At 65.6% G+C, this 16,568-nt stretch carries 16 protein-coding genes; 5 read left to right on the top strand and 11 right to left on the bottom strand.

Annotated elements, in window-relative coordinates; all coding sequences use genetic code 11:
• Positions 1-20: 20 nt before the first annotated feature.
• Both ACE039_RS22820 and ACE039_RS22815 read right to left on the bottom strand, forming a co-directional pair.
• Complete coding sequence (locus ACE039_RS22820) at positions 21-1,598, bottom strand: ABC transporter substrate-binding protein (protein ID WP_485823404.1); 1,578 nt, start codon at positions 1,596-1,598, stop codon at positions 21-23.
• 96 nt (positions 1,599-1,694) lie between these two features.
• Positions 1,695-2,432, bottom strand: coding sequence for an aspartate/glutamate racemase family protein (locus ACE039_RS22815; RefSeq protein WP_485823403.1), 738 nt, complete (start codon positions 2,430-2,432; stop codon positions 1,695-1,697).
• 249 nt (positions 2,433-2,681) lie between these two features.
• Between ACE039_RS22815 and ACE039_RS22810 the strand changes: the two genes are divergently transcribed.
• A complete protein-coding gene (locus ACE039_RS22810) occupies positions 2,682-3,401 on the top strand; it encodes a GntR family transcriptional regulator (RefSeq protein WP_105558498.1) in 720 nt (239 codons plus the stop codon).
• Positions 3,402-3,536: 135 nt separating this feature from the next.
• Here ACE039_RS22810 and ACE039_RS22805 read toward each other — a convergent pair whose 3' ends face one another.
• Positions 3,537-3,827, bottom strand: a complete 291-nt coding sequence (locus tag ACE039_RS22805) for a DUF3579 domain-containing protein (RefSeq protein WP_013392635.1) — start codon at positions 3,825-3,827, stop codon at positions 3,537-3,539.
• A gap of 179 nt (positions 3,828-4,006) precedes the next feature.
• Between ACE039_RS22805 and ACE039_RS22800 the strand changes: the two genes are divergently transcribed.
• Together ACE039_RS22800 and argF are read left to right on the top strand one after the other, a co-directional pair.
• Positions 4,007-5,224, top strand: a complete 1,218-nt coding sequence (locus ACE039_RS22800) for an aspartate aminotransferase family protein (RefSeq protein WP_448710283.1) — start codon at positions 4,007-4,009, stop codon at positions 5,222-5,224.
• A gap of 14 nt (positions 5,225-5,238) precedes the next feature.
• Positions 5,239-6,180 (top strand): ornithine carbamoyltransferase, encoded by a 942-nt coding sequence (gene argF, locus ACE039_RS22795; protein WP_105558556.1) that lies wholly within the window; start codon positions 5,239-5,241, stop codon positions 6,178-6,180.
• Between the two features lie 108 nt (positions 6,181-6,288).
• On the opposite strand, the gene ACE039_RS22790 is transcribed toward argF, so the two are convergent.
• From ACE039_RS22790 to ACE039_RS22770, 5 genes are all read right to left on the bottom strand, one after another.
• Entirely contained in the window at positions 6,289-7,140 is an 852-nt protein-coding gene (locus ACE039_RS22790; protein WP_485823411.1) for an alpha/beta fold hydrolase, read from the bottom strand.
• A gap of 34 nt (positions 7,141-7,174) precedes the next feature.
• On the bottom strand, positions 7,175-7,738 hold the full coding sequence (locus tag ACE039_RS22785; RefSeq protein WP_485823402.1) for a hypothetical protein: 564 nt from the start codon (positions 7,736-7,738) through the stop codon (positions 7,175-7,177).
• A gap of 12 nt (positions 7,739-7,750) precedes the next feature.
• Positions 7,751-8,281, bottom strand: coding sequence for a carboxymuconolactone decarboxylase family protein (locus ACE039_RS22780; protein WP_332008701.1), 531 nt, complete (start codon positions 8,279-8,281; stop codon positions 7,751-7,753).
• Between the two features lie 2 nt (positions 8,282-8,283).
• Positions 8,284-9,237: a Bug family tripartite tricarboxylate transporter substrate binding protein gene (locus tag ACE039_RS22775; protein WP_448710291.1), complete on the bottom strand. Its 954-nt coding sequence runs from the start codon at positions 9,235-9,237 to the stop codon at positions 8,284-8,286.
• A gap of 64 nt (positions 9,238-9,301) precedes the next feature.
• The gene (locus ACE039_RS22770) at positions 9,302-10,168 is read right to left on the bottom strand and encodes an amidohydrolase family protein (protein WP_485823410.1); all 867 of its coding nucleotides are present in this window, start codon (positions 10,166-10,168) and stop codon (positions 9,302-9,304) included.
• A 96-nt stretch (positions 10,169-10,264) separates the two neighbouring features.
• Here ACE039_RS22770 and ACE039_RS22765 point away from each other — a divergent pair, with 96 nt between their 5' ends.
• Together ACE039_RS22765 and argG are read left to right on the top strand one after the other, a co-directional pair.
• The gene (locus ACE039_RS22765) at positions 10,265-11,233 is read left to right on the top strand and encodes a LysR family transcriptional regulator (protein ID WP_485823401.1); all 969 of its coding nucleotides are present in this window, start codon (positions 10,265-10,267) and stop codon (positions 11,231-11,233) included.
• A 68-nt stretch (positions 11,234-11,301) separates the two neighbouring features.
• The gene (argG, locus tag ACE039_RS22760) at positions 11,302-12,645 is read left to right on the top strand and encodes an argininosuccinate synthase (protein WP_105558491.1); all 1,344 of its coding nucleotides are present in this window, start codon (positions 11,302-11,304) and stop codon (positions 12,643-12,645) included.
• 150 nt (positions 12,646-12,795) lie between these two features.
• On the opposite strand, the gene ACE039_RS22755 is transcribed toward argG, so the two are convergent.
• The 3 genes from ACE039_RS22755 to ACE039_RS22745 form a co-directional block, all read right to left on the bottom strand.
• A complete protein-coding gene (locus ACE039_RS22755) occupies positions 12,796-14,724 on the bottom strand; it encodes a potassium transporter Kup (protein WP_310032428.1) in 1,929 nt (642 codons plus the stop codon).
• The gene (locus ACE039_RS22750) at positions 14,721-15,836 is read right to left on the bottom strand and encodes a sensor histidine kinase (protein ID WP_233214166.1); all 1,116 of its coding nucleotides are present in this window, start codon (positions 15,834-15,836) and stop codon (positions 14,721-14,723) included. The genes ACE039_RS22755 and ACE039_RS22750 overlap by 4 nt, the downstream gene beginning before the upstream one ends.
• A gap of 66 nt (positions 15,837-15,902) precedes the next feature.
• The coding region (locus ACE039_RS22745; protein ID WP_485823400.1) for a response regulator transcription factor at positions 15,903-16,568 on the bottom strand (666 nt) is incomplete at its 5' end.

Below are 16,568 nucleotides of genomic sequence, written 5' to 3'. Positions count from 1 at the left end.
CCCCCCCGCTCAGGCACGCATCACTGCATGCGCACATTCCACAGCCGGGCCTTGTTGTCCGGCATCTGCAGCACGTCGCCCACCTTGTTGCCCACGGCCCAGGCCATGGGCTGCTGGTGCAAAGGCAAAAAGCGCACGTCGTCATGCAGGGTCTGCAATACCTCGGCCATCATCTGGATGCGCTTCGGACGGTCCATCTCGGCGGCGGCCGCGTCGATCTTCGCGTCCAGCGCCGCGTCTCCCCACTGCCCCCAGTTGAAGACGCCGGCAGGCCCCGTGCGGCTGTGCATCACCTGCAGCAGGATCGACAGCGCGTCGATCTGCGGCTCGTTGGCCCAGCCATGGATGGTGATATCGAACTCGCCGCGCGAGCGCTTGGGGTTTTGCAGCGAACGCGGGCCGCTGGCCAGCGTCGCCTTCACGCCGATCCTCGCCCACATCGACGCCGCGGCCTGGCACAGCTCTTCCTCGTTCACGAACATGTCGTTCGAGCACAGCAGCGACAGCGTGAAGCCGTCGGGATATCCCGCATCGGCCAGCAGCTTCTTGGCGCGCGCGGCGTCGAATGGCAGGCGCTCGTCCTGCCTGGCCTCGTAGCCCGGGATGGTGGGCGCCACCAATGCGCCCGTCGTGCGCGACAGGCCGCGCATCACGCGCTTTTGCAGCAGATCGGGCGATAGCGCCATGTACAACGCCTGGCGCACGCGCACATCCTTCAGCGGATTCTTGTCCGTGATATTGGAGCCGACCAGCTTGTCGCTCAGATTGAATCCGAAGTACAGCGTGCGCAGTTCGGTGGCCGCCAGCACCTTCACGTTGGGCGCGGCGCGCAGGCGGTCCAGATCCTGGAGCGGCGCGTTTTCCGTGAAATTGATGTCGCCCGACAACAGCGCCGCGACGCGCGTCGGCGCCGAAGCGATGGGCGTGAATTCGATGCGGTCCAGGTTGTGGCGCGGCGTGTCCCACCAGGCTTGGTTCACGACCAGCACGGTCCGCGTGTCGGGGCGGTACGACTCCACCTTGAACGGGCCGGTGCCGTTCGCATTGTGCGTGGCATAGCCTTCGATCTTCTTCGCGGCGTCCGTTGGCTTGGTGCTGTTGTTGTCCACCAGCCACTGGCGATTGAAGATGAAGATGTTGGTAAGGTCATTGAGCATCAGCGGGTACGGATGCGTCATCTCGATGTCAACCGTGAAGTCGTCGACCTTGCGCACGGACTTGAACGCCGGCAGGTTGCCCTTCAGCGGCGAGGCGACGTCCGACACCCGGGTCATCGAGGCCACCACGTCGTCGGCGGTAAACGGCGCGCCGTTGTGGAACTTCACGCCTTGGCGCAGCTTGAAGCGCAGCACGGTGGGCGACGTGGCCTCCCAGGACTCGGCCAGCGCCGGCGTGATGTTGAACTTGTCGTCGTAGCGGATGAGCGCTTCGTACACATGGTTCAGGAACGCCAGATTGAAGGTGCTGCCGTAGGAATACGGATCCAGCGAATCCAGGTCGCGCGCGGCGCCCCACTTCAGCGTGTTGGCGGCAGAGGCCCCGGTGATGGCGGACAACGCGATCACTGCCCCGGCGGTCCATTTAAGCAACGTCTTCATGGCTGCAACTCTCCCTTGTCTATCGGTCTGAAATACCGGTTTGCTGTCGCCGGGATCGGGCCCGGCGCGATGTGTGAAGCGATCGGGTCGGGCGGGTCAGACTGGGGCGTACAGGCGCTGCGCCCGGTCCAGCGAGGCCAGGGCCAACACTTGAGCCAGCGCCGCCCGGTACGAGTCGATGATGGGCACGGCTGGCCGGCGCGGCAGCGCGGGCAGGTAGCCCGCCAGCGCCGCGCCCGCCACGATCACCACGTCGGCGCCCTGCGCCACCGCGCCATCCAGCGCGCGGCTGACTTCGGCGGCCGACTCGGGCGAACGCGATACGTAGTCCAGCGCATTGCCCGGCAAGGCGATGATGCCGGCGCAACGGGACTCAAGCCCCAATTGGCGGATCTGCTCGCGCAGCATGCCGGGCCAGCGCTGGCCCACCGTCACGATGGCGTAGCGGTCGCCGCGCTGCATGGCGGCCATGATCGAGGCCTCGGCCATGCCCACCACCGGCACCGGCAGGCATTCGCGCACGGCGCCAATGCCGGGTTCACCGAAACAGGCCAGCAGGCAGGCGTCGAACGGGGCCTCGGCCAGGGCAACTTCGCGCTCGACGGTTTCCAGTACCGCATGGGCGGCCACCGCCGCCTCGACGCGGCTGGCGATGTAGGCCGGCCCGAACGCGGCCGTGACGGCATGCACGTGCGCCGCGCTCCCCAGGAAAGCGCGAGCCTGCTCGCCCAGGCTGCGGGTCAGGTCAGACGTGGTGTTGCCATTGATCACCAGCAAGCGGTATGGCGTGAAAGCGGGCCGATCAAAGGCGACGGCGTCGGGCGTGGCGGACATGGAACAAACCTCGGTCGTTTTGTATACAAACAAAATACAGAAGCCGGATCAATCAGACCGGTTTTGTATAAATGTTTGTATACGATTTATGCGGACAATGTACGCGTTTCAGTCCTGCCTTCAAGCTATCGCTAACCCTTATCGCCCGGTGTAGTATGCTTGCCTACACCCCGCCGTGCGCGCCGGCAGCGGATGCCGGATCTTTTCCGACACAATGAAAATGCGCATGCACAGGAGCCTAAGAAGAAGATGAAACCTCTCGCGCCGCCGGCTAACGAGCCCGCCAAGAAAGACATAAATCGCAGCGAAATCGTATACATTAATTTGCGCCGGGCCATCATCGAACAAGCCCTGCTGCCGGGCGACAAACTGCCAGAAGACGTCATCGGCGAGCGCTTCGGCGTCAGCCGGACCATCGTTCGGGGAGTGTTGACGCGGCTATTCAGCGAGGGCCTGGTGGATCTGCGGCCGAACCGGGGCGCCGCCGTGGCCCGCCCCAGCCTGGAAGAGGCGCACGACATCTTCGAGGCGCGCCGCTGCCTGGAGCGCGATGTGGCCCGTCGGCTGCTGCAGCACATCACCGAAGCGGGGTTGACGCGCCTGGCGCAGCACGTGGCGCAAGAGGAAGAAGCCCGCAAGCGCAACAGCACGAACGAATCCATCCGCCTATCAGGCGAATTCCACATCCTGATGGCGGAGCTGTCGGGCAATGCGGTGTACGCCCGCTACGTGAACGAAATCGTCTCGCGCTGTTCACTGATCCTGGCGTTATACGGCCGCCCCCATTCCAGCGAGTGCGCGGTCAGCGAGCACATGGAGATCGTCGAGGGCCTGCGCGCACGCGATGAAAAACACGTGCTGCATCTGCTGGAGCATCACCTGGAGTCCGTCACCGCACGGGCGCTGCTGAGCACGGATGGCTCGGGGGTGCGCGACATCCGCAAGATCCTCGACCGCTACGGGACCTGAGCCTGATCGGGGCCTGAGCCTGATCCAAGCCTGGTGCGCGGATGCGGCGCCTAGGGGCGCGCCCGCCCGATGGGCGAGCAGGGTTGCCCAAGAATGAGAAAAGCGCCCGGTCGGGGCGCTTTTCGGTTCTGGGGCCTAGATTTCGCGTTCTTCCGTCTTGAGGTTGTTGTCGCGAGCGAAATCCACCACGAACTTGTACGCCAGCGGTTCCAGGTCGCGCAAACGCAGGTCGACCACGATTCCGCGCACGCCGTCGATGACGACGGGCAGCACATAAGGCGAATAAGTGAGGTGGTTACCGGCACAGCCGGCGGGCCGGAACTGTGCCATTACGCCGGCGAGCCGTTCCGCCCAATCGCTGGGGCGGAATCGGCTACCGCTTTCGGTAACGCCATGAATTACGAATTGTCTGACGCGAGTTGCCATGAGTTCTTTCACTACAGCGCGCCTTTCACGAAAGCCGGATCTTCGGCGTGATCAAACATGCGCCCTGCGCCGCGAATTGTATATGATTGATCCTTTGCCCTCTTCCAAATGGCGTTTCTTACAAGAAACACCCCCAAAAAAGGGCCGGCATTTTTGGTAATCCCCCAGGAGGATCCGCAATGACCTCGCCTCTGGCCAATATCTATTCCCGCCTGCCGGTTGCGTTCACGCACGGCCAGGGGGTCTGGTTGTGGGATGCCGACGGCCGCAAATACCTCGACGCGCTGGCCGGCATCGGCGTGTCGTGCCTGGGCCATGCCCACCCCAAGCTTGTCGCCGCCATCAGCGAACAGGCCGCGCGCGTCATCCACACCTCGAACATCTATGAAGTGCCGCAACAGGCGGCGCTTGCCGCGCGCCTGACGGCGTTGTCCGGGATGCAGGAAGTCGCCTTCAACAACAGCGGCTCGGAAGCCAACGAAGCAGCGATCAAGCTGGCGCGCTACTACGCTTACCAGCGCGGCAACAAGCACGCCCACATCATCACCATGGATTCGTCCTGGCATGGCCGCACGCTGGCCACGCTGGCGGCCACCGGCAGCGACAAGGCGCGCAAGGGCTTCGAACCGCTGCCTACCGGCTTCATCCAGGTCGCCTACAACGACATCGATGCCGTGCGCGCCGCCGGCGACGCCGAACCGCGTACCGCGGCGGTGCTGCTGGAAGTGTTGCAAGGCGAAGGCGGCATCCGTCCGTCCGACATCGCCTACCTGCAGGAAGTGCGCCGCCTGTGCACCGAGCGCGGCTGGCTGCTGATGATCGACGAAGTGCAATCCGGCATCGGCCGCACGGGCAAGTGGTTCGCTCACCAATGGGCGGACATCACGCCCGACGTCATGACGCTGGCCAAGGGCCTGGCGGGGGGCGTGCCGATTGGCGCGATGCTGGCCGCAGGCCCTGCCGCGGGCGTTTTCACCCCGGGCAGCCACGGCACCACGTTCGGCGGCGGCCCGCTGGTGTGCGCGGCCGGCCTGGCGGTGCTGGACGCCCTGGAATCCGAGCGCCTGCTGGACAACGCCCATACCGTGGGCGCTTACCTGAAAGACGCGCTGCGACAAGCCCTGGCCGGCACCGACGGCGTCACCGAGGTTCGCGGTCGCGGCCTGATGCTGGGCATCGAGCTGGCGCGTCCCTGCGGCGTTCTGGCCGCGCACGCGCTGGCGGCCGGCCTGCTCATCAACGTCACGCGCGACCGCGTCATCCGCATGCTGCCGCCGTTGATCCTGAACAAGCAAGAGGCAGACCAGATCGTCAGCACACTGGTCCCGCTCATCCAACAATTCCTGGCCGAAACATCCCATTCCCGCCCGGGCCACGAGCCCGGCCGGGTCCAATGACCTGCGACATCACCATGACTCCTCCCACGACTCAAAACGGCCCGTTGCGGCATTTTCTCCAGTTCAAGGACTTTTCGTCCGCCGAGATCGCTTATGTGCTGGACCGCGCGCGTCTGATCAAAGAAAAATTCAAGCGCTACGAACCCCACATGCCGCTGCACGACCGCACGCTGGCGATGGTGTTCGAAAAAGCCAGCACCCGCACCCGCGTGTCGTTCGAAGCGGGCATGTACCAGATGGGCGGCTCGGTCATCAACCTGACCTCGAACGATTCCCAGCTGGGCCGTTCCGAGCCCATCGAAGACACCGCGCGCGTCATTTCGCGCATGGTCGACATCGTCATGATCCGCACGTTCGAGCAAACCCGCATCGAACGCTTCGCGTCGCATTCGCGCGTGCCGGTCATCAACGGCCTGACCAACGAGTTCCACCCCTGCCAGATCCTGGCGGACATCTTCACCTACATCGAGCACCGCGGCCCCATCGCCGGCAAGACGGTGGCCTGGGTGGGCGACGCCAACAACATGGCCTACACGTGGCTGCACGCCGCCGAAATGCTGGGCTTCACGCTGCACGTGTCCACGCCCGCCGGCTACGAACTTGAAGCCGCGCGCATCGGCACGCCGTCGCCCAACGTCCTGCGCCAATTCAAAGATCCCATGGAGGCTTGCCAAGGCGCGCACCTGGTCACGACCGACGTCTGGACCAGCATGGGCTACGAAGCCGAAAACGACGAACGCCGCGCCGCATTCGCCGACTGGTGCGTGGATGCCGAAATGATGGCCGCGGCCGACGCCGAAGCCGTCTTCATGCACTGCCTGCCTGCCCACCGCGGCGAAGAAGTCACCGGTGAAGTCATCGACGGCCCGCAAAGCGTGGTCTGGGACGAAGCCGAAAACCGCCTGCACGTGCAAAAGGCGCTGATGGAATTCCTGCTGCTGGGCCAGATCAAGTAAGCCCGTAGGCAACCAAAAAGGGCCCGGATATCTTGAGATATCCGGGCCCTTTTGCTTGGAGCGCCGCGGCTGGGCGTCCGCGATCGCCCCCTTTCGAAGGCGCCGCGATCAGCGCAACGTGCGTTCCCAGGCGGCGATGGCGTCCACCACGGCCTGCGGTTTTTCGGGCACCAGCGCGTGCCCTGCCCCGGGAATCACGACAAGCGACACGCGATCCCCGAATTCGTCGCGGATTTCGTTGCGCGTGGCTGGCGGCTTGAACAGATCCAATTCTGCTTGCAGGTCCAGCAGCGGTTTGGCGCCGCCCGACCACCAGTCCGCCTGTCGCGTTGCCTTGCCGGCCAGACGCTGGCTTTCGCTGACGTCGGGATACCAGCCGTTCAACCAGACCCGCGCGTCATTGCCGGGCGCGAAGAACGCGTACTGGATCGACTTCAGGCGTTCGGCGTCGGGCAACGACAGTTCGGCGCTGCGGTCCACGTGTTCGCTCAAGCCTTTCGGATATTGCTTGGCCGCCGCCGCCACGATCACGACCCCGCGCACCAGCTCCGGGTAGTCGACGCCCGTGGCGCGGGCCACCCAGTTGCCGAACGCGTGGCCGACCATCACCACCGGCTGGCGTGCCACGTTGCGGATCACGGCGGCCTGGTCGTCCGCCAGATCATGCAGCGTGATGCCCGACATCGGTCCGGTACTGCCGCCGATGCCGCGCGGCTGCGGACGCAGCACGCGATAGCCGGCTTGCACGAAGCGTTCGGCCAGTTCGTCGAAATCCCGCGCGCCGCGCCCCCGCGACGGCAGCAGCATCAGCGCGGGCCCCTGCCCCTGGTCCAGCACTTCGATCGACGCACCGTTGCCCACCAGCACGTTCACGCGTTTGGGCGTATCGGCCAGCGCCGAACCTGATGCCACCACCGCGCAGGTGATCGTCAGCCCGGTCAGCAGTTTTTTCACCATCATCATGCCTCCTTGCCGGCCCGTCGCCGGCCCGCGGTCACAGGATTTTCTTGAACATCGTGCGGCGGGTATTGCGAAACGAAGGCCGCACGCGGCTGCTCCAGTCAGTGGCGCGCACGGCAAGCCACGGCGGGCTGCCGAAGGTTTCGCGGGTGTGCAAGTCGTAGCAGGCCAGGTATCGCGGCGATTCATCGCGGCATTCAAAACGCATCGCACGCACCGTGCCGGGCACGGACGCCAGCCCGGGCAGATGCTCCCGGTCATACCAGGCGTTCAGGTCCTGCTCGGCCTCGGGCAGCACATCGGTTTCCACGATGTAGTGCCATGGCGCGTCCTGGCCGGCCGAAGCCCCCGGCAGGTCCAGCGTTTGATGCAACACGCGTGCGCGGGCGCCGGGAAAACTCTCGGCCAGACGGGCCTGGATTTCCGCCAGCGCGTGGCCCGCGCCGCGCAGGTACACATACGTGTCGGCCTCTTCAACGGCCGCAAAGGCGCTGACGCCCACGCCGCCCAGCCCGGCCGTCAGGCGCTGTGCCATGTCGGCCGCGCGGGCGTTATCAAAGCGTTCGCCCAGCGACACCAGCAATAGGGTTTCCTGCACTGTCTTCTCCTTTCAATGGCCAACGCGTAGCGCCACAAGAAAACGCGACACCATGTTGTACGCGCCCACCGTGGCGGCCAGCTCGACCAGTTGCGCATCATCGTAGCGTGCGCGCACGGGCGCGAACACCGCGTCGGGCACCTCGATGTCGCGCGTCATGGCGTCGGTCAGCGCCAGCACCTCGGCTTCGCCGGGAGCCAGCCCTTGCACGTCGTGGGGGGCCGGGTTGGACCGCAAAGCGTCGATCACGTCTTGCGGCATGCCGCCGGCCAAGGCGTGCGGCACATGCGCGTCAAATTCGTAGGGCGCGTTGTTCAAGGTCGCCACGCGCAGGATGATGAGTTCACGCAGACGCGGCGACAACGACGTCTTCTGGCGAATGGCGGTCAGCATGGCTTCCCAGCCATCCACGACGGCCGGGCTATTCAGCAGCACCTGGTACAGCGGCGAAATCCGGCCGCGCGCAGCGCTGATGCGCGCCTCGATCGCAGCCAGTTCCTGGCGGGTGCCCGGAACCACGGGGGTGACTCGGCTTGCACTCATGTTCACTCCGGACGGATGTTCTTGCGCTGGATCAGCGCGGTCCACTTGGCACGGTCGGAGGCGATCAGCGCGGCCAGTTCCTGGGGCGAGCTGGGCGCGGCCTGCGCGCCGAACTTCTCGAGCTTGGCACGCACGGCCTCGTTGCCCAACGCGGCGCGCACCGCCTGGTTCAGCTTGTCCACCGTCGCCGCCGGCGTGGACGACGGCGCCACGATCCCATACCAGTTATTCGATTCCACGCCCGCGATGCCCTGTTCGGCCAGCGTCTTCACGTCCGGCAGCAGCGGGTGACGTGTGGGCGCGGCGATGCCCAGCGGCTTGAGCTTGCCGCCCTGGATATGGCCGATCAGGCCCGGCACGTCGCCGAAGAACCCGGCCACCTGGTTGCCCATCACGTCGTTGATGACGGGCGCCGCGCCTTTGTATGGCACGTGCAGCACGTTGGCTTTGCTGGCATCGGCAAACATCTCCATCGTCAGGTGCGGAATGCTGCCGATCCCCGACGACCCGATCGCCACCGACTGCTTGGCGGCCTGCGACGCCTTCACGAAATCGGCGGCATCCGTGGCCGGATTGGAGGGATTCACCACGAACACCGTGGCGTTGTTCACGACTTTGGACACCGGCGCGAAATCGCGCACCGGATCGTACGGCAGGTCCTTGTACAGCGCCGGACTGATGGCGACCGCGCCGACGCTGGTCAGGAACAGCACCGAGCCGTCGCCGGCCGCCTTGGCCACGTATGCCGCGGCGATATTGCCATTGGCGCCCGCCTTGTTTTCGACGATGACCTGCTGCTTGAGTTCTTTGCCTAGTTGCTCGGCCAGCACGCGCCCCACCAGGTCCACCGGACCGCCGGGCGGGAACGCGATGATCAGGCGAACCGGGCCGTCGGCATGCGCCGCGCCGAACGCGGCCAGACTCAGCACCGTGGCCGAGAGAATCTTATTGAACATGGTGTCTCCTCGTTGAATGGAATGTTCTTTTGTGCCCGGCCCCCGGAAGGGGCGGGCCTGCCGTCTAGTTGAATCCGTATAGCCGCGCGGGGTTGTCCACCAACACGCGCTGGCGCAGCGCCGCATCGGGACACGCCTCGAAGAACGTGTCCACCAATTCGCCATCGTCGGGCATGTCGCCCGCCACATTCGGGTGCGGCCAGTCGGTGCCCCACAATGTCCGGTCCGGCAGGGCCTCGACCAGCGCGCGGACAAAGGGAATGCCTTCCGCGAACGGGCGCTGGCCCGATGCGATGCGGTCGATGCCCGATACCTTCACCCAGGCCTGCGGCACGTCGGCCAGGCTCAGCAAGGCGCGCATCGCGGGCGAATCCAGCCCGTCGGCCGCCTTCAAGCGGCCCATGTGGTCCACGACGAACGGCAGCGGCAACGCCCGAAGACGTGGCAGCAGGTCGGGCAGCATCGCGCCATCCAGATGCAGGCACAGGTGCCAACCCAGCGGCGCGATCAAGGACACGACATGGTCGAACACCGCCGGCTCGGGCGCGCCGCCCAGATGGGGCACGAAATTGAACCGCGCGGCGCGCACGCCGCCTTCATGCAACGACTTGACGCTGGCCACCGTGGCGTCCGCCCCCAGCAACGCCACCCCGCGATAGCGGCCGCCGCTTCGAGCCAGCGCATCCAGCAGGGCGCGATGATCCGAACCGTGACAATTGGCCTGCACCACCACCGCGCGCTCGACGCCCAGATGCGCGTGCAACGCCGCCATCTTGGCGTAGGACGCATCGGGCGGCGTATACGAACGGCCCTCGGCATACGGGAACACGTCTGCCGGTCCAAAAACGTGGCAATGCGCATCGCACGCGCCCGGCGGCAGCGCATGACGCGGATGGGAAGGGGACGCAAGCGGGGGACGGCAATCGGGCACGGCGGTTTCCTGCGGGAAAAACGACATCGTCACGGATTGCTGGCCGGCAAACAATGCTATATCTTTGATTTCAGATATGCATAAATTAAATATCCAATGGACCTGAAACAGATCGAGTATTTCGTCCGGGTCGCGGAGCGGCGCAGCTTCTCGCGCGCCGCCGAAATGCTGGACGTGGCGCAACCCACGCTTAGCCGGCAGGTGCGCCTGCTGGAACTGGAACTGGGCCAGCACCTGCTGTACCGCAACGGCCGCGGCGCCGAACCCACCGAAGCCGGCCTGCGCTTCCTGGAACACGCCCGCGCCCTGCTGACGCTGGCCGACCGCGCCAAGGAAGACCTGCAGTCGTTACGCGAAACCCCGGCCGGCAAAGTCGTGGTCGGGCTTCCGCCGCGCATCGCCCGCGTGCTGACCCCGCCGCTGGTGCAGGCGTTCCGCCGCAGCTTTCCCGACGCCTCGATCGCCGTCGCAGAGGGCCTGAGCGCCCAGGTCCGCGAATGGCTACTGGCCGGCCGCGTCGACCTGGCGCTGCTGTATGACCCGGCGCCCTCGCCCCAATTGGCCTATGAATCGCTATTCCGGGAAGACCTGGTGCTGGCCGCCGCCGCCCGGCACGAACCGCCGCTGCCGGCCCGCGTAGCCGTGGCGCAGCTGGGCGACTATCCCCTGGTGCTGCCCAGCCTGCCCAATGCCATCCGCACGCTGGTGGAAAGCGTCTGCCGCGCCCAGGGCGTGCGCCTGAAGGTCGCGGCCGAGGTGGACGCGGTGCAGACCATCGTGGAACTGGCGGCGCAGGGCGACGCCTATGCCATCCTGCCGCGTTCGGCCGCCCGGGGGCCCGCCGCCGAACATGCGTTGTCGCTCTGTGACATCGGCTCGCCCAGGATCACCAACAACCTGGTATTGGCCAGCGCCCGGCATCGTCCCGCCACGCGGCTGGCCACGGCCACCGGCGCGCTGATCCGTCAACTGGAACTGGCCCGCCTGTTCGCGCCGGCGGCCGACACCCGCATCGGCGCGGACGCCCTTCCGCCCGGCGGCGCCCGCCCCGGTCAAAAGAGTTAAAATGCGGTCACCTTTCTTGTTTGGCGGCTCGTTGCTGTCAAAGTCCTGTTGGCGTCTCACCTCAAACAATGACCACTATCCTCCCGAACCTTCCCACCGGCCAGAAGGTCGGCATCGCCTTTTCCGGCGGCCTCGACACCAGCGCCGCGCTCCTGTGGATGCGCAATAACGGCGCGATTCCGTACGCCTACACCGCGAACCTGGGCCAGCCCGACGAGTCCGACTACGACGAGATTCCCCGCAAGGCCCTGGCCTACGGCGCCGAAAACGCCCGCCTGATCGACTGCCGCGCGCAGCTGGTGGCTGAAGGCATCGCCGCCCTGCAAGCGGGCGCGTTCCACATCTCGACCGCCGGCATCACCTACTTCAACACGACCCCGATCGGCCGCGCAGTCACCGGCACGATGCTGGTGGCCGCCATGAAGGAAGACAACGTCAACATCTGGGGCGACGGCAGCACCTTCAAGGGCAACGACATCGAGCGTTTCTACCGCTACGGTCTCTTGACCAACCCTGACCTGAAGATCTACAAGCCGTGGCTTGACCAGCGCTTCATCGACGAGCTGGGCGGCCGTTCGGAAATGTCCGAATACATGCGCCAAGCCGGCTTCGACTACAAGATGTCGGCCGAAAAAGCCTACTCGACCGACTCCAATCTGCTGGGCGCCACCCACGAAGCCAAGGACCTGGAACAACTGAACTCCGGCATCCGCATCGTCAAGCCCATCATGGGCGTGGCGTTCTGGCGCGACGACGTGGCCGTGAAGGCCGAAGAAGTCACCGTCCGCTTCGAGGAAGGCCAACCGGTCGCCCTGAACGGCGTGGAATTCAGCGACCCGGTCGAACTGCTGCTGGAAGCCAACCGCATTGGCGGCCGCCACGGCCTCGGCATGAGCGACCAGATCGAAAACCGCATCATCGAAGCCAAGAGCCGCGGCATCTACGAAGCCCCGGGCCTGGCTTTGCTGTTCATCGCCTACGAACGCCTGGTCACCGGCATTCACAACGAAGACACGATCGAGCAGTACCGCGAAAACGGCCGCAAGCTGGGCCGCCTGCTGTACCAGGGCCGCTGGTTCGACCCGCAAGCCATCATGCTGCGCGAAACCGCCCAGCGCTGGGTGGCCCGCGCCATCACCGGCGAAGTCACCATCGAACTGCGCCGCGGCAACGACTATTCGCTGCTGAACACCGAATCGGCCAACCTGACGTACGCGCCCGAGCGCCTGTCCATGGAAAAGGTGGAAAACGCCCCCTTCACCCCGGCAGACCGCATCGGTCAGCTCACCATGCGCAACCTCGACATCGTCGACACCCGCGAAAAGCTGTTCACCTACGTCAAGACCGGCTTGTTGGCCTCCAGCGGCACGTCGCTGCCGCAGCTGAAGGACGACGGCAAGAAGAAGAAGTAATTCTTCCGCCCCAGTAATTCTTGCCCCAAAAAAAGCCCCTCGGCAAAAACCGAGGGGCTTTTTCATGCCCGCGACATTCATCGCAGATCTGACGGATAGGTCACAAGCGCAACCTCACGACGCAAAGCAACGCGCCGGCGAAAAACAAGCCTACAACTCGACCTGCATCCCCATCTCCACGACCCGATTCGCCGGAATCTTGAAGAACTTCGTGCTTCGCGTCGAATTCCGCGCCATGAACGAGAACACGGCCCTTCTCCACCGCAACAACGCCGGCTTCCTTGCCGCCACCACCGTCTGCCGCGACAGGAAGTACGACGTCCGCATCGGCTCCAGGTCCAATTCCGGATACGCCTCGGCCACCAGCCGCAACGCGTCCGGCACGTCGGGATCTTCCTTGAATCCGTAGTTGATCGTCGCCGTCCAGCTGGACGCGCTCAGCTTGTTCACGACGAAACGCTCTTCCGGCGAGATATACGGCACGTCCGCCACCAGGATCGTCAGGAACAGCACATGATCATGCAGCACCTTGTTGTGCTTCAGGTTGTGCAGCAGCGCCGGCGGCACATTGCCCGAATTCATCGTCATGAAGATTGCCGTCCCGGGCACCCGCGACGGCGGATACGCCTCCAGCTGTTCCATGAATTCCTTGAGCGGCTGCCGGTCGCGATGCTGCATATCAGACAGCAAGTGCCGGCCGCGGCGCCACGTCATCATCAGCGTGAACACCACGATCGCCACCACCAGCGGCAGCCATCCCCCCTCGTGGATCTTGAACACGTTGGCCGAAAACAGCAGCACATCGAACAGCAGCAGCAGGCCCAGCACCGTGAACCACAGCATGCGCTTGACGCCCGTGGTGCCACGCGGCAGCACCGCGAACGCCAGGACCGACGTCGTCAGCATCGTGCCCGTCACCGCGAACCCGTAGGCCGCCGCCAGGTTGTCCGAATTGCGGAACAGCAGCACCAGGACCAGCACCGCGCACAACAACAGTGCATTGACCTGGGGCAGATAGATCTGGCCCTTCTCGACCGCCGACGTATGCAGGATCTGCATGCGCGGCCAGAAGCCCAACTGCACCGCCTGGCGTGTCACCGAATAGGCGCCGGAGATCACCGCCTGGGACGCCACGATCGTCGCGATCGTGGCCAGCGCTACCAGCGGCGCCAGGCCCCAATCGGGCGCCATCATGAAAAACGGGTTGCGGATCGCCGTGGGATCGCGCAACAGCAACGCGCCCTGACCGAAATAGCACAGCGTCAGCGCGGGCAGCACCATGCTGAACCAGGCGCTGCGGATGGCCGGGCGGCCAAAGTGGCCCATGTCGGCGTACAGCGCCTCGGCGCCCGTCAATGCCAGCACCACCGCGCCCAGCAGCACGAAACTGATCAATGGGAATTCGACGATGAAGCGCAGTCCCCACATCGGGTTCAATGCCGACAGCACCTCCGGCATCAACCAGATCTGCCAGGCGCCCAGGGCGGCCAGCGTGCCAAACCACACCAGCATCACCGGGCCGAACAGCTTGCCCATGACCCCCGTTCCGTGCGACTGGATCGCAAACAGCGCCACCAGCACCACCAGCGCGATCGGCACCACCCACGCATCCAGCGTGTGCGACACGATCCCGATGCCTTCCAGCGCGGACAGCACGGAGATGGCCGGCGTGATCATGCTGTCGCCGTAGAACAGCGCCGCGCCAAAAATCCCCAACACGATCAGCACCCAGCGCATCTTGCCGTCACGATTGCGCACCGCCAGTTCCAGCAACGCCAGCGTGCCGCCTTCGCCGCGGTTGTCGGCACGCAGCACCAACGTCACGTACTTCAGCGACACCACCACCATCAGCATCCAGAACAGGATGGAAAGCACGCCAAGCAGATGCGCGGGCTCCAGGTCGGTATGCACGCTCAAGCCCGTCAGGCAGGCACGCAAGGTGTACAGCGGGCTGGTGCCGATGTCGCCGTACACCACGCCCAGCGCGCCCATGATGAGCGCCGCGCGCGACGATGGCGCATGCGCGCCACCCGGATTCGCGCCGGACGATGAAGGAACACCAGCCGTGGCTTGGCTCATGATGTGGGTTCTTGACGGGTAAGTTGAGCCCCTTTGCGGGGGCCGGGGAACACGACGGACAACCGTGTGCCGGAGAATTGGGGGCGGCTGGTCAGCTTCCACCAGGCGCCGTGGGCGTGCGCAATTTCGCGCACGATCGCCAGGCCCAGGCCCGAGCCGCCCGCTGTCGCAGTGGGCGACCGGTAGAAAGCCTCGAACACGCGGTCGCGCTCGTCGGCGGGAATTCCGGGCCCGTCGTCTTCGACGGTCAGCGACGGCGGATTGGCGCCCACGATCAGCGTGATACGACCGGTCTCATTGCCATAGCGCAATGAGTTGTCGATCAGGTTGCTCAGCAGTTCGGCCAGCAGCAAGGGGTCGGCGTCGATCCAGATGGGCGCGTCGGGCGCCACCAGGTCCAGCTCGTAGCGGGCCTCGCGCACTCGCGGGAACCACTCGGCGCCATGCACCCTCACCCATTCGCACAGGTCGATGCGCACAAAGCTGTCCTGCGGTCGGGCGTTGGGATCGGCGCGCGCCAGCACCAGCAACTGCTGGCCCAGCCGGATCATGCGGTCGCTGACGGCCTTGATGCGCTCGGCGCGGGCGCGCACGTCGTCAGGCAAGGGGCGGGCCAGCATCAGTTCGGATTCCAGCCGCAGGCCGGACAGGGGGGTCCGCAACTGGTGCGCCGCATGCCCAATGAAGCGGCGCTGCGCTGCCAGCGACGCATCCAGGCGCAGCAGCAGGTCATTGGTATGGGTCACCAGCGGTTCGATTTCCACCGGCACGCCCGCCACTTCCAGCGGCTGCATGTCGTCGATGGAACGCTGGCGGATCTCTTCGGACAGATGGTTCACGGAGCGCAGCCCCGAGCGCACGCCCTGCACCACCACCCAGGTGAACAGGGCGATCAGCGCCACCTGCCCCACCACCATCAGCCAGAAGAAATCTTCCAGCATCCAGAGCGACATGTCGATCTTGTGGGTGATGACCCAGGTGGCCGCCAAGTCCAGCAGGACCAGCAGCAAGATGGGCGGCATCAGGCGGATCACCAGGTGCCGCGCCAGCGAACGGGAAGGGAGCAAGGGGCGTGCTGCCGGAAGAGCGGAAGGAGTGCGTTCCTGCGTCATGACGCGATACCCTCGCTTGAGCGGATGGAAGCGCGCAGCCGGAGCATGCCGGGCGCGACCGGGCCGTCAGGCCGCTTCCACATCCAGCATGTAGCCGAAGCCGCGCACCGTCTGGATGCTGGCGCCCGTGCCTTCCAGGCGCTTGCGCAGACGGTACACATAGACTTCGACAGCGTTTTCGCTGAAATCGGCGTCCCAGGCGGACAGCGAGTTGACGATCTGGCGCTTGGTCACGACGCGGCCCACGCGGGCCATCAACATCTCCAGCACGGAGAGTTCGCGCACGGACAGCGACAGGCGCTGGCCGTTGGCGCGGACTTCGCGGCCGACCGTGTCAAACACCAGTGGGCCCACTTCAATCAGCGGCTGCGCCTGACCGGCACGGCGCCGGCCAAAGGCGCGCACGCGCGCGGCCAGCTCGGGCAGTTCGAAAGGTTTGGTGACGTAGTCGTCGGCGCCGGCGTCCAGGCCCGCAACGCGGTCTTCGATGCCGTCGCGGGCGGTAAGGATCAGCACGGGAACCTGATTGCCGTCCTGGCGCAGTTGCCGCAGCACATCAAGCCCGCTCATGCCGGGCAGATTGAGGTCGAGCAGCATCAGGTCATACGGCTGGCCCGCCAAAGCGCCCAGGACTCGGTCGCCTTCCGTCAGCCAGTCGACCGCATAACCCTGGTCGGCCAGGAACTCCTGGAGCGCGTGGCCCAGGGTGGTGTCGTCTTCGATTACCAGTAC

The organism is Achromobacter maghribensis (assembly GCF_057334215.1).
Note: the sequence above shows the minus strand (reverse complement) of the source record. Positions and strands in the feature narration are given on the sequence as shown.

Bases quoted from the DNA above. Each gene is read 5' to 3' on its own strand.
- ACE039_RS22820 (WP_485823404.1), bottom strand. From the start codon at position 1,598: ATGAAGACGTTGCTTAAATGGACCGCCGGGGCAGTGATCGCGTTGTCC.
- ACE039_RS22815 (WP_485823403.1), bottom strand. From the start codon at position 2,432: ATGTCCGCCACGCCCGACGCCGTCGCCTTTGATCGGCCCGCTTTCACG.
- ACE039_RS22810 (WP_105558498.1), top strand. From the start codon at position 2,682: ATGAAACCTCTCGCGCCGCCGGCTAACGAGCCCGCCAAGAAAGACATA.
- ACE039_RS22805 (WP_013392635.1), bottom strand. From the start codon at position 3,827: ATGGCAACTCGCGTCAGACAATTCGTAATTCATGGCGTTACCGAAAGC.
- ACE039_RS22800 (WP_448710283.1), top strand. From the start codon at position 4,007: ATGACCTCGCCTCTGGCCAATATCTATTCCCGCCTGCCGGTTGCGTTC.
- argF (WP_105558556.1), top strand. From the start codon at position 5,239: ATGACTCCTCCCACGACTCAAAACGGCCCGTTGCGGCATTTTCTCCAG.
- ACE039_RS22790 (WP_485823411.1), bottom strand. From the start codon at position 7,140: ATGATGGTGAAAAAACTGCTGACCGGGCTGACGATCACCTGCGCGGTG.
- ACE039_RS22780 (WP_332008701.1), bottom strand. From the start codon at position 8,281: ATGAGTGCAAGCCGAGTCACCCCCGTGGTTCCGGGCACCCGCCAGGAA.
- ACE039_RS22775 (WP_448710291.1), bottom strand. From the start codon at position 9,237: ATGTTCAATAAGATTCTCTCGGCCACGGTGCTGAGTCTGGCCGCGTTC.
- ACE039_RS22765 (WP_485823401.1), top strand. From the start codon at position 10,265: ATGGACCTGAAACAGATCGAGTATTTCGTCCGGGTCGCGGAGCGGCGC.
- argG (WP_105558491.1), top strand. From the start codon at position 11,302: ATGACCACTATCCTCCCGAACCTTCCCACCGGCCAGAAGGTCGGCATC.
- ACE039_RS22755 (WP_310032428.1), bottom strand. From the start codon at position 14,724: ATGAGCCAAGCCACGGCTGGTGTTCCTTCATCGTCCGGCGCGAATCCG.
- ACE039_RS22750 (WP_233214166.1), bottom strand. From the start codon at position 15,836: ATGACGCAGGAACGCACTCCTTCCGCTCTTCCGGCAGCACGCCCCTTG.